The organism is Kocuria palustris, assembly GCF_007666205.1.
Lineage (GTDB): Bacteria > Actinomycetota > Actinomycetes > Actinomycetales > Micrococcaceae > Kocuria > Kocuria palustris_A.
Window position 1 is genome coordinate 398,234 of the sequence record NZ_VDOR01000002.1, and the last position, 13,030, is coordinate 411,263.

7 protein-coding genes are annotated in these 13,030 nt (G+C 73.3%); all 7 read left to right on the forward strand.

Features of this window, described 5'->3' with window-relative positions:
• The first annotated feature begins 146 nt into the window (after positions 1–146).
• The 7 genes from FSY66_RS03950 to FSY66_RS03980 all read left to right on the forward strand — a co-directional run bounded on the left by FSY66_RS03950 (position 147) and on the right by FSY66_RS03980 (position 12,895).
• Positions 147–2,312 (forward strand): acyltransferase family protein, encoded by a 2,166-nt coding sequence (locus FSY66_RS03950; protein WP_144791464.1) that lies wholly within the window; start codon positions 147–149, stop codon positions 2,310–2,312.
• A 152-nt stretch (positions 2,313–2,464) separates the two neighbouring features.
• A complete protein-coding gene (gene guaB / locus FSY66_RS03955; RefSeq protein ID WP_144791466.1) occupies positions 2,465–3,991 on the forward strand; it encodes an IMP dehydrogenase in 1,527 nt (508 codons plus the stop codon).
• Positions 3,992–4,043: 52 nt separating this feature from the next.
• Positions 4,044–5,165 (forward strand): GuaB3 family IMP dehydrogenase-related protein, encoded by a 1,122-nt coding sequence (locus FSY66_RS03960; protein WP_144791596.1) that lies wholly within the window; start codon positions 4,044–4,046, stop codon positions 5,163–5,165.
• 68 nt (positions 5,166–5,233) lie between these two features.
• Positions 5,234–6,262, forward strand: coding sequence for an SURF1 family protein (locus FSY66_RS03965; RefSeq protein ID WP_144791468.1), 1,029 nt, complete (start codon positions 5,234–5,236; stop codon positions 6,260–6,262).
• The gene (locus FSY66_RS03970; RefSeq protein WP_144791470.1) at positions 6,259–6,846 is read left to right on the forward strand and encodes a DUF3817 domain-containing protein; all 588 of its coding nucleotides are present in this window, start codon (positions 6,259–6,261) and stop codon (positions 6,844–6,846) included. Before FSY66_RS03965 ends, FSY66_RS03970 begins: the two co-directional genes overlap by 4 nt.
• Before the next feature lie 54 nt (positions 6,847–6,900).
• A complete protein-coding gene (guaA, locus tag FSY66_RS03975) occupies positions 6,901–8,559 on the forward strand; it encodes a glutamine-hydrolyzing GMP synthase (protein WP_144791472.1) in 1,659 nt (552 codons plus the stop codon).
• Between the two features lie 121 nt (positions 8,560–8,680).
• Positions 8,681–12,895 carry a hypothetical protein gene (locus FSY66_RS03980; protein ID WP_144791474.1) on the forward strand — a complete coding sequence of 1,405 codons (4,215 nt, stop codon included), beginning with the start codon at positions 8,681–8,683 and terminating at the stop codon, positions 12,893–12,895.
• Positions 12,896–13,030: the final 135 nt, after the last annotated feature.

Below are 13,030 nucleotides of genomic sequence, written 5' to 3' on the forward strand. Positions count from 1 at the left end.
GCACCGGCCGGAGGGGATCGCGGGCGGATCACCCGCTGGCGCCCCTGGTTCGCTGGTAAGTTTCAGGCCGACCTTCCCCCGAGGCCCTGCCGCGTGCGGCGGGACCTCCGCACGCGACGCGGAGCCTCCGCAGCACCGAGGAGACCATGGCTGATCAGCAGGCATCCGGCGACGCCCTCAGCGGCTCGACCACGGCATCGGCCGCGGCGGCTCGTCCGGACGGACCGGATCGCCAGGAGACCCCGGAGGAGACCCGGCGCCGGGAGCGGGTGGCCCGCTATTCGGGATTCCGCCCCGAGATCCAGGGCCTGCGCGCCGTCGCCGTGCTCATGGTCGTGCTGTACCACGTCTTCCTCGGGCGGGTCTCCGGCGGCGTGGACATCTTCCTGCTGATCTCCGCGTTCTTCATGACGCTGTCCTTCGTGCGCAAGCTCGAGGGGGGCCGCCCGCTGCGGCTGGGGCGCTACTGGCTGCACACCTTCAAGCGGCTGCTGCCGCTGGCCGTGCTCACGGTCCTGGGCACGCTCGTGCTGGTGGCGGTGTTCTTCCCGCCCTACCGCATCGAGGAGACCCTCTCGCAGGCGGTCGCCACGCTGACCTACACCGAGAACTGGGCGCTGGCCTTCTCCTCGGTCGACTACTACGCCGCCGACCGGTCGACGGCCAGCCCGTTCCAGCACTTCTGGTCGCTGTCGGTGCAGGGCCAGGTCTTCCTGCTGTGGCCGCTGATCTTCGGGCTGACCTGGCTGCTGTGCCGGGGGCGCTCCCGGCTGCGGCCCGTGCCCGTGCTGGCCGTGCTCTTCTCGGCGATCTTCGCGGCCTCGCTGGCCTTCTCGGTCGTCACGACGGCCGCGCAGCAGGAGTTCGCGTACTTCGACACCCGGACCCGGCTGTGGGAGTTCGCGCTGGGGTCGCTGCTGGCCCTGGCGCTGCCGTACATCAGCCTGCCCCGGTGGAGCCGCGTGGTCCTCGGGTGGGCCGGCTTCGTCTCGATGATCCTCGTGGGGCTGCTCGTGGACGTGCAGGGCGCGTTCCCCGGCTGGATCGCCCTGTGGCCGCTGCTCTCGGCGGCGGCGATCATGGTGGCCGGGCAGTCGGGCTCCCGGTTCGGGCTCGACCGGATCTTCTCCTCCCGCCCCCTGGTCAAGCTGGGGGACGCCTCCTATGCGCTGTACCTGGTGCACTGGCCGCTGCTGATCACCTACCTGATCGTGCGCGACCGCCCCGAGGCCGGGCCCCGCTCCGGCGTCGTGCTGATCGTCATCTCGCTCGTGCTGGCGATCCTGGCCACCAGGCTCGTGGAGAAGCCGCTCAAGAGCTGGACCTGGCCCGAGGCCACCAAGCCGCGCCTGGCCGGGGCCATCGTCGTGTGCCTCGTGGTCGGCCTGGCCCCCGTGCTCGCCTGGCAGCAGAGCATCCGCTCCGACGTCGCGGCGGCCCCGGACGGGCCCACGGCGTCGAACCCCGGCGCGCTCGCGCTGCGCGACGACGTCCGGACGGCGCCGGACCCCGACGCCGAGCCGGTCCCGCTGCCGGCCCAGCTCGACGATCAGGCGCCGGACCGCGGCGCGGCCTGCCCGGCGGAATGGGACATCCCGGCCGAGTCCCAGGAGTGGTGCCGGGACTCGGTGCCCGCCGAGGACCCCTCGCAGACCGTCCTGCTGATCGGCAACTCGCACGCCGAGCACTGGCTCGAGGCCATGCGCCCGGTGGCGGAGGCGAACGACTGGCGCGTGGTCAGCTACATCAAGCCCGGCTGCTACTGGACGACCCCCGAGGATCAGCTCCAGGGGGACTGCGAGCCCTGGCTGGACGGGTCCATGCCTCTCGTGCACCAGCTCGACCCGGATCTGATCGTCACCCAGTCGACGTTCACGAACCAGCACGGCGAGTTCTACAAGCCGGACTACGAGCAGCGGGTGCGCCAGGTGACCGACGAGGGCTACCGGGTCCTGGGCGTGCGCGACGTCCCGCGCTTCGACCGGCCCCAGCCCGAGTGCGCCATGGACGCCGGCGACCCGGATGCCCCGCAGTGCCAGCGGACGCACCCGATGCTCGGGCAGCCCGATCCGATGCAGCCGCTGGCCGACGAGCTGCCGCTCTACGCGGAGATGGACATGACGGACCAGTTATGCCCGGACGGGGTCTGCCCGCCGGTCATCGGCAACATGTACGTCCAGTGGGACACCGGGCACCTGTCGATCCCGTACTCCCGGTCCCTGGCCTGGACGTTCGCCGAGCGGATGCAGGGGGCGCTGGCCGCCGACGGGGCCGCGGTCGAGCAGCTCCCGGCGCCGCCGCAGCCGCAGTGACCCGACGGCCCGCCGGCAGCCCGGCCCGCACGAGCACGAGGCGGGTCGGGCTCGTCGCAGCGGCGTCCTAGACTGTCTCCCGAATCCGCACCGCGCACCGATCGGGCAGCCTGCGCGCCGCCCGACGTGCCGCCGATCGAAAGGCCCTCCCCGTGCCCGAAGCCCCTGTCCCGACCGCGCTGTCCGAGGATCCGTTCGGATTCACCGGCCTCACCTACGACGACGTCCTGCTCCTTCCGGGCAGCACCGACGTCATCCCGTCGGACGCCTCCACGCGGACCCGCCTGTCGCGGCGGATCGAGCTCGAGACCCCGATCATCTCCGCGGCCATGGACACCGTCACGACCGCCAAGATGGCGATCCAGATGGCGCGCCTGGGCGGGATGGGCGTGATGCACCGCAACCTCTCGATCGCCGATCAGGCCGAGAACGTGGACCTGGTCAAGCGCAGCGAGTCGGGCATGATCACCGATCCCGTGACCATCGGCCCGGAGGCGACCCTGCGCGAGCTCGACCGGCTGTGCGGCTACTACAAGGTCTCCGGCCTGCCGGTGGTCGAGGACGGCACCCGGCTGGTCGGCATCATCACGAACCGCGACACCCGCTACCTGCCGGAGTCCGAGTTCGACACCCGCACGGTGGGCGAGATCATGACCCGCATGCCGCTGGTCACGGGCCGCGTCGGGATGCCCAAGGACGAGGCCTTCAAGCTGCTGGCCTCCAACAAGCTCGAGAAGCTGCCGCTCGTGGACGACGACGGCGCGCTCGCCGGGCTCATCACCATCAAGGACTTCACCAAGGCCGAGCAGTACCCGCGGGCCACGAAGGACGACGAGGGCCGCCTGCGCGTGGGCGCGGCGGTCGGCTTCTTCGGCGACGGCTGGGAGCGGGCCATGGCCCTGGTCGAGGCCGGGGTCGACGCGCTGTTCATCGACACCGCCAACGGCCATTCGCAGGGCGTCCTGGACATGATCGCCCGGCTCAAGAAGGAGCCCTCGGCCGCCCACGTGGACGTCATCGGCGGCCAGGCGGCCACCCGCGCCGGCGCCCAGGCCCTGATCGACGCCGGGGCCGACGGCATCAAGGTCGGCGTGGGCCCGGGGTCGATCTGCACGACCCGCGTGATCGCCGGCGTGGGCGTCCCGCAGATCACCGCGATCAACGAGTCCGCCCAGGCCGCGATCCCCGCCGGCGTGCCGCTGATCGCCGACGGCGGCCTCCAGCACTCCGGCGAGATCGGCAAGGCCATGGTCGCCGGGGCCGACTCGGTGATGGTCGGCTCCCTGCTGGCCGGCACGGACGAGTCCCCGGGCGATCTGATCTTCATCAACGGCAAGCAGTTCAAGGCCTACCGCGGCATGGGCTCCCTGGGCGCCATGCAGACCCGCGCGGGGGCCACGTCGTTCTCCAAGGACCGCTACTTCCAGGCCGACGTCGGCTCGGACGAGAAGCTGATCCCCGAGGGCATCGAGGGGCAGGTGCCCTACCGCGGCCCGCTGTCGTCGGTCGTCCACCAGCTCGAGGGCGGCCTGCGCCAGACGATGTTCTACACCGGCGCGCGCTCGATCGACGAGCTCAAGCACAAGGGCCGCTTCGTGCGGATCACCTCCGCCGGGCTCAAGGAGTCGCACCCGCACGACATCTCCATGACCGTCGAGGCCCCCAACTACAAGCGCTGAGCCGGCCGCGCCCGCTCCCGCGACACGGCACGAGAAGGACTGCGCAGTGAACCTGAACTACGACATCGAGATCGGCCGCAGCAAGCGGGCCCGTCGGACGTACTCCCTGGACGAGGTCGCCCTCGTGCCCTCGCGGCGCACCCGCGATCCGCGCGAGGTCTCGACCGACTGGAAGATCGACGCCTACACGTTCGGGACCCCGTTCCTGGGCGCGCCCATGGACTCCGTGACCTCCCCGGCCACCGCGATCGCCATGGGGCGGATGGGCGTGCTCGGCGTCCTGAACCTCGAGGGGCTGTGGACGCGCTACGACGATCCCGAGCCCCTGCTCGACGAGATCGCCGGGCTGTCCGCGGACGACCTGCCGGCGGCCACCCGCCGCATGCAGGAGATCTACCGCCGTCCCATCCGCCCCGAGCTGATCACGCAGCGGCTGGGCGAGATCCGCGAGTCCGGGGTCATCGTGGCCGGGGCGCTGACCCCGCAGCGCACGCAGGAGCACTACCGCACGGTCCTCGAGGCCGGGGTGGACCTGTTCGTGATCCGCGGGACGACCGTCTCGGCCGAGCACGTCTCCCAGGCCGATGAGCCGCTGGATCTCAAGCGGTTCATCTACGACCTCGACGTCCCGGTGATCGTGGGCGGCGCGGCCGGCTACACGCCCGCCCTGCACCTCATGCGCACCGGCGCCGCCGGCGTGCTCGTCGGCTTCGGCGGCGGCGCGTCCATGCGCACCGAGCAGGTCCTGGGCATCCACGCGGCCGGGGCCTCGGCGATCTCCGACGTCGCGGCCGCCCGCCGCGACTACCTCGACGAGTCGGGCGGGCGCTACGTCCACGTCATCGCCGACGGCGGTGTCGGCAACTCCGGGACGATCGTCAAGGCCCTGGCCATGGGCGCCGACGCCGTCATGCTCGGCACCGCGCTGGCGCGGGCCGACGAGGCGCCGGGCCGCGGCTGGCACTGGGGCGCGGAGGCCCACCACGGCGAGGTCCCGCGCGGCGTGCGCACCCGGGTCAGCAGCGCCGGGCCCCTGCAGGAGGTCCTGCACGGGCCGTCGTCGCAGGTCGACGGCAGCTCCAATCTCGTGGGCTCCCTGCGCCGGGCCATGTCGACCACCGGCTACCTGGACCTCAAGTCCTTCCAGCGCACGGAGGTCGTGGTCCACGGCTGAGCAGGACGCCGAGCCCTGCGGCCGGCCGGCGATTCGGCCCCGCCGCAGGGCGTCACTAGACTGGAACGGTGCTCAGGACCGCCCTCAGACCCAGATCCCTCGCCACCCTGGCGGTCTGTCTGGGCATCGCCCTGGCGTTCGTGCTGCTGAGCCGCTGGCAGATCGAGAGCAGCCGCGAGGCGCAGACGGTCTACGACCCGGGCAAGGAGATCGTCCGCCCGCTGGACGAGACCATGCAGCCGGGCACGGTGTCCACGCTCGACGAGGTCGACACCGCCGTGGAGGCCTCGGGCACGTACCTGCCCGAGTCCACGGTGCTCGTCGAGAACCGGCTCCAGGGCGATCGGAGCGGATGGTGGGTTGTCACGGGCCTGCAGGTCGCCGGCTCCCAGGAGCAGTGGGCGGATGCGGAGGCCGACGTCGTGATCCCCGTCGTGCGGGGCTGGACGGAGGATCCGGACCGGGTGCCGGAGGCCCCCCAGGGGGAGGTCTCCGTGGCGGGGCGCCTGCTGCCGCAGGAGGCGCCGCTGTCCACGCGGGACCAGGACCCCGGCACGTATGCGAGCCTCTCGCCGGCCCAGCTGACCAACGCGTGGGACGTGCCCGTCTACTCGGGCTTCGTCACGGCCATGGCCGAGGTCCCGGGCTCCGACGCCTCGCTGGCCGATGACGACGGCACCCTGCCCGACGACGGACGGCTGCTGTCCCCGGAGCTCGAGGCCGTGTCCGTGGACCAGCAGCCGACCGACACCTCGCTGGACCCCCTCAACGTGTTCTACGCGATCGAGTGGATCGTCTTCGCGGGCTTCGCGCTGTGGATCTGGTACTCCTCCGTGCGCGACGACCACCGCCGCCGGCAGGACCCGGCCGCCTGGTTCGAGCTCGAGGGCGAATCGCTGCCCTACGCCTGGGACGCCGCGGCAGAGCGCTTCTACTACTACGATCCCGTGGCCGGGGAGTACTACTACTTCGACGACCAGCCCGCCGCGGCGCAGACCGCGCAGACGTCGGCCGCCCCCCGCGAGGACGGCAGCCCCGGCGGCGGACAGCAGCACGACAGCGGGCGCACCGTCCCGCGGAGCGGAGAGCACCGATGAGCCAGGCAGCATCCCAGGGCGACGCGCCCCGGCCGAAGGAGCGCACCGACGGCGTCCGCGTGAGCGCTCCGCAGGGCGCCGAGCCGTCGAAGGCCACCGAGCCCGGTCGGCTGCCGCAGTACTCGGCGCTGCGGACCCGGCGGCGCTTCGGCGGCACCGAGTCGCAGATCCGGTGGTGGCTGAACTTCTACATGGTCTGCGCCTGGGTCTCCGGCACGTTCCTCCTGCTGCTCGTGGCCGAGATGATCCTGCGCTACGGGCTGGGCTACGACGTCATCGCCGGCGGCACCTGGGCGGCCACGGGGGAGTCGAACATCCTGGGCCTGCGCGACAACGAGCTCGTGGACATCGAGGGCGGAGTCAACATCTCGACCTGGATCCTGATCGTCCACGGCTGGTTCTACGTCGTGTACCTCTTCTCGTGCTTCCGGCTGTGGAGCCTCATGCGCTGGCCGTTCCCGCAGTTCATCGTCATGGCCCTGGGCGGCGTCGTGCCGTTCCTGTCGTTCATCGTGGAGCGCAAGATCCACCGCTCGACCTCGGCGGAGCTGGCGTCGTTCCCCAAGGCGGCCAAGCGCTACTGACCCGGGCCGACGGCTGCCAGGGGGCGCGGCGCCCCGTGTCCTAGACTGTCGGCCGTGACATCACAGCCCAGCACCGCATCCGCAGCCAACGCCGTCGACGCAGCCCACGGCCCCCAGGGCCCCGTCCTCGTCGTCGACTACGGCGCCCAGTACGCCCAGCTCATCGCCCGCCGCGTGCGCGAGGCCGACGTCTACTCGGAGATCGTCCCGCACACGCTGTCGACCCCGGAGATCCTGGCCAAGGAGCCGTCCGCGCTGATCCTCTCCGGCGGCCCGTCGTCGGTGTGGGCCGAGGGCGCGCCCGTCCGGGACGCCGAGCTCTTCGAGGCCGGGATCCCGGTCCTCGGGATCTGCTACGGCTTCCAGGTCATGGCCCACGCCCTCGGCGGGACCGTCGCCAAGACCGGGGCCCGGGAGTACGGCGCCACCACGGTGGACGCCACGCTGGGCGTGCCCGACACCGCCCCGCCCGGCGAGGACGTCCCCGGCCCGGACTCGATCCTCACCGGATCCCCGCGCATGCAGCGGGTCTGGATGAGCCACGGCGACTCCGTGACCGAGGCGCCGGAGGGCTTCCGCGTGCTCGCCTCCTCGGGCGGGGCGCCCGTGGCGGCCTTCGTCGACGAGCGGCGCCGACTGGCCGGCGTGCAGTGGCACCCCGAGGTGCGGCACACGGAGCACGGGCAGGCCACGATCGAGCACTTCCTCTTCGAGATCGCCGGGCTGAAGCCCACGTGGTCCACCGAGAACATCATCGACGCCCAGATCGCCAGGATCCGCGAGCAGGTCGGCGACGGCCGCGCCATCTGCGGGCTCTCCGGCGGGGTGGACTCCGCGGTCGCGGCCGCGCTCGTCCAGCGCGCGATCGGCGGCCGCCTGACCTGCGTCCTCGTGGACCACGGCCTGATGCGCCAGGACGAGATCGCGCAGGTCGAGACCGACTACGTCGCCTCGACCGGCGTGAACCTGCACGTGGCGCGGGAGGCCGATCGCTTCATCGACGCCCTGGCAGGCGTGAGCGACCCGGAGACCAAGCGCAAGATCATCGGCCGCGAGTTCATCCGCGCGTTCGAGGCCGCCGAGTCCGCCGTCCTCGAGGCGGCCGCGGACGAGGGGGCGAAGGTCAGCCACCTGGTCCAGGGCACGCTCTACCCCGACGTCGTCGAATCCGGCGGCGGCGAGGGCGCGGCCACGATCAAGTCGCACCACAACGTCGGCGGGCTGCCCGAGGACATCGAGTTCCAGCTCGTCGAGCCGCTGCGCGAGCTGTTCAAGGACGAGGTCCGCGAGGTCGGCCGTCAGCTGGGCCTCCCGGAGTCGATCGTCGGCCGGCAGCCGTTCCCCGGCCCGGGCCTGGGCATCCGCATCATCGGCGATGTCACCCGGGAGCGCCTGGACATCCTGCGCCGGGCCGATGCCATCGCGCGCGAGGAGCTCACGGCCTCCGGGCTGGACGAGGAGGTCTGGCAGATGCCGGTCGTGCTGCTGGCCGATGTCCGCTCGGTCGGCGTCCAGGGCGACGGGCGCACCTACGGGCACCCGATCGTCCTGCGCCCCGTCTCCAGCGAGGACGCCATGACGGCCGACTGGTCCCGACTGCCCGAGGACCTGCTCGCCGGGATCTCCAGCCGCATCACCAATGAGGTCGAGGAGATCAACCGCGTCGTGCTGGACGTGACCTCCAAGCCCCCGGGAACCATCGAGTGGGAGTGACGGGCGCGGCCCGCCCCGGGCCCGCGTCCGGCTCCCGAACGGGCGCTGCCCACGCCCGCCGAGCAACCCCCGACGACGCCGCGTCCGCGTGAGCGCGCGGCCGTCATCCCCTAGGAGAAGCATGTCCCCCTCGTCCGAGTCCGGAACCACCGCTCCGAGCGGCTCGTCCGCGGCCGGCCGCGGCGCGCCGGAGACCGTCTCGCTGCAGGCCTGGACGCGGCAGATGGACGCCTACACCGGTCCGGACACGCTGCTCGACTTCAATCAGGTCGACAACGTCTGCATCGACCTGACGGAGGCCAACTCCTCGGGGCAGGCGCAGCTGATGATGGGCCGGCCCACGCGCCTGTCCACGATCATGCGCGAGCAGGCCGGGCTGCAGCGCGCCTCCCGGGCCGCGCGCATCCTGCGCACCAAGATCCACGAGCTGTCCTCGCAGCACGGACTCGACGCGGCGTACCTGGCGGCCGGCACGGCCTCGTGGCTGCAGGGGCCGCCGCGCGGCCGCCCGGGCGAGGAGCATGGCCCGAGCGCCCGCGGCCACGCGGCGCGGGCAGATCGCCAGGGCGCCCAGCGGCGCTGCATCGCCCCCGTCCTGCTGGCCCCCGTCACGATCCGCCCGCGCTCCGACGGCGACGACTTCGACCTGCAGATCGTCGGCCCGGCCCAGCTCAACCCGGCCATGGTCCGGCGCCTGCTGGCGGATCACGGCATCGATCTGTCCACCGGGGAGATCGCCCGGCTCGCCTACGGCACCCGCCGGCTGGATCCGGCGCCGGTGCTCGAGTCGCTGCGGATGGCCGCCTCCGACGTCCCGGGCATGCACGTCGACCACCGGCTGCTGATCTCGACGTTTGCGGATCTGCACGACCGCCCGGCCGATGAGCACGTCCCGGTCCGGACCGACGTGATCCGGGACCTGGCCCGGCTCAAGTCCACCGCGGTGGGCAAGATCCCGCAGCCGCGTCCGCTGACCAACCGCTGCGCGCCCCTGGACGAGCGCGATCCGGCCTCCGAGCTGCTGCTGCTCGACGCCGACGGCTCCCAGCAGGAGGTCGTGGACCTCGCGGGCCAGGGCGAGTCGTTCGTGGTGACCGCCGCCCCCGGCACGGGGCAGATCGCGACCGCGGTCAACACCGTGGGCGCGCTGATGGCCCAGGGTCGCTCCGTGCTGGTGCTCGGCGAGCGGCGGGCGGCGCTGAGCGACTTCCACCGCGGCTTCGAGATGCTCGGGCTCTCGTCGTCCGTGCTCGAGCTCGGCTCGCACCTGACGGGCGAGGACGTCGCCGCGCAGCTGATCGAGTCCATCACCCGCGTCGAGCGGGCCCGGGAGCCGGAGCTGAGCGGGCTGCACGAGCAGCTGCGCTCGGTCCGCGACCTGCTGGCGGGGCACATCGACGCCCTGCACCGGCAGCGGCCGCGCGTGGAGGCCTCGGCCTATCAGGCCATGCAGGCCCTGGCCCGGCTCACGGCCCGCCCCGACGGCCCCACGACCCGGGTGCGCTTCTCCCGCGGCGTGCTCGATGCGGCCGCCCACCGCACCGAGATCACCCGGCAGCTCGAGCGCGCCGCCGAGCTCGGGGCCTTCGACGCCGAGACCCTCGACGGGCCCTGGGAGGGCGCTCGCCTGGTCAACGAGGAGGAGACCCGCCAGGCCCGGCACCTCGCGCAGTCGCTGCTGCTCGAGCTGAGCACTCTCGAGACCGGCATGCGCGGCGTCCTGTCCGTCTCGGGCCTGCGCCCCGGCTCGACGGTCCCCGAGTGGGGCCAGCAGCTGCGCCTGCTGCAGGAGGTCGAGTCCTCCCTGCGCTCGTTCACCCCCGATATCTTCGACCGGCCGGTCACGGACCTCATCGCGGCCACGGCCGGCGCCTCCTGGCGACGCGACCACGCGATCGAGATGTCCGGGCTGCAGCGCTCGCGGCTGCGCAAGGCGGCCAAGGAGTACATCCGCCCGGGCGTGCATCTGTCGGACCTGCATGCCTCGCTGGTCAAGGTCCAGTCCGAGCGCGACCGCTGGCGCTCGTGGTCCGCGACCATCGAGAAGCCCGAGGTCTCCGATGCCGTCGACGACGTCGCGGAGATGCAGCAGCGCTTCGTCGAGGACCTCGAGGGGCTGATGATCGCGCTCGAGGGCTCGCGCACCGGGGCCGGGCTGATGGATCTGGATGCGGCGCAGCTGCGCGACGTCCTCACCGCGCTGATCGACGACGAGACCAGCCTCGAGACCATCCCCGAGCGCACGCTGCTGCTCGAGGGACTGCGCGACCGCGGCCTGGGCGAGTTCGTCGACGACCTCATCGACCGGCGCGTGCCGGGCCGCCGCGTGGCGGAGGAGTTCGACCTGGCGTGGTGGCAGTCCTCGCTCGAGGCCATGGCCGCCGACGACGGCCTGCTGCCCATGACGGAGGGCTCGAGCCTTCGCCGGGCGGAGCAGGAGTTCCGCCGGGCGGACTCCGCCCACATCTCCTCCGGGCCCGCACGGCTGAGCTGGGCCCAGGCGCAGCGCTGGCGGCGGCTCCTGCAGGAGCAGCCCGAGGCCGCCGGCGAGCTGCGCGCCATGCTGCGCCAGGGCAGCGCGCCGCTGCCGCAGCTGCTGAGGGCCTGCGGGGATCTCACCCGCGCCCTCGCCCCGGTGTGGACGGCGAGCCCGCTCGTGCTCTCGGCCGCCCTGCCGGACGACGTCGAGATCGATGCCGTCGTCGTCCTGGACGGGGAGTCCACCCCGCTGGCGGCCGTGCTGCCCGCCGTGACGCGCGCCCAGCAGGTCATCGTCCTCGGCGACCCGGCGCTCGGGCGGCCGCAGCCCTTCACCGTCGCCCCCATGACGGGCCCGGAGCCCGGGCCGGTCGCCGAGGTGGACTCCGCCTTCGACGCACTGGCCCGCGTGGTCGATCGCCGCCGGCTGCGCGTGCTCTACCGGGATCTGGACCCCGAGCTGTTCGAGCAGCTCAACCAGGACTTCTACGAGGGCAGCCTGACCCGCCTGCCCTCGGGCGCCGCGCTGACCGACGGCGACTCCCGCCTGGAGGTCGAATACGTCGCCGACGGGTACGGCGAGCTCGCCGCCGGGCACGAGGGCGTGCAGTCGCCGAACGTCGAGGTGCGCCGCGTCGTCCAGCTCGTGATCCGCCATGCCCGCCTGCACCCGGAGCGGTCGCTGGCCGTCGTGACGCCGAGCTCCCGCCACGCGGCCCGGGTCGCCCAGGGCGTCAGCGCCGTGCTCGGGCAGCGGCCCGAGCTGCGGGAGTTCTTCCGGCCCGGCCCCGAGTCCTTCCGCGTGGTCGACCTGCACCGGGCGGTGGGGCTCCAGCGCGACACCGTGATCTTCAGCCTCGGCTTCGGCCGCACGGACCACGACCGGGTGCTGCCCTACCTCGGCCAGCTCTCGGACCGGGACGGGCGCCGCGGCTTCGTGCTGGGCATGACGCGCTCCCGCCAGAACACGGTCGTGGTCTCGTCGATCCGGCCGGAGGACGTCGAGCCCAGCTCGCTGCAGAACGGCGCCCGCGACCTGCACCGCCTCCTGCGCCGCGTCGAGGAGGCGGGCAACGTCCGCCGGGACGCGACCGACGAGCCCCTGCTCACGGGGGCCGCGGAGCAGCCCGATGCCGCTCCCGGGACGAGCGCAGGGCCCGACGGCGATGCGGAGGCCGCGGCCGGGGAGGTCCACGACGCGCGCGAGACGGCCGCGCAGCCGCACGGCGAGTCGGCGCCCGGGGGATCGGAGCGCGGCGGGCCGGCGCCGGGCGGCCGCCCCCGCCTGTCGCTCGTGTCCGATCCGGACGCCCGGCCGCAGGGCAGCGGGGGCTCCTCGGCCGGCGGGGGGGCCGACGGACCCGCGGACGACGGCCCCGGTGAGGAGGCCGAGCAGGAGCCCGCGGTCCTGGTGCACGATCCCATGGAGCTCGCCGATGCGGCCGTCCACGAGGACGCCCTGGTCCAGGACCTGTCGCGGCGACTGGTGCAGCGCGGCGCGGCCGTGCGCCATCACCACGAGGACGTCATCGACCTGGTGGCCTGGGCCGAGACGGCGGAGTCCCTGTCGGCCGGGGCCGTCGTCGCGCCGCGCTCCGACGACCGCCCCGTGCGGATCCCGGTCGCCGTCGTCTCCGACGGCACGGACGCCGTGGCGCGCATGTCCGTGCGCGAGCGCTCCCGGCTGCGCCCGCAGCAGCTCGAGCGCAGCGGCTGGAACCACCTCACGCTGTGGACGATCGAGGTGTTCACCCAGCCCGACGCCGTGGCCGATCTCATCGCCCGCTACCTGGGTCTGAGCGCCGATCGCTCCCAGCGGTCCGCAGGCGGCAGCGCGTCGGGCTCCCGCGGCCGATGACGCCGCCCGCCCCCGGGGCGCGTCGACCGCGCGGCTCGCGCCGGGCCGTCGGCGGCGTTCCTGCCGCGTCCTCGCCGCCGTCGGCTCGAGGCACCGACGCGGCGGGCGAGGACCGGCACGAGAGCGAGCCCCGCT

Excerpts from the sequence above, each read along its gene's own strand:
- FSY66_RS03950 (WP_144791464.1), top strand. The coding sequence starts at position 147 with ATGGCTGATCAGCAGGCATCCGGCGACGCCCTCAGCGGCTCGACCACG.
- FSY66_RS03970 (WP_144791470.1), top strand. The coding sequence starts at position 6,259 with ATGAGCCAGGCAGCATCCCAGGGCGACGCGCCCCGGCCGAAGGAGCGC.
- FSY66_RS03980 (WP_144791474.1), top strand. The coding sequence starts at position 8,681 with ATGTCCCCCTCGTCCGAGTCCGGAACCACCGCTCCGAGCGGCTCGTCC.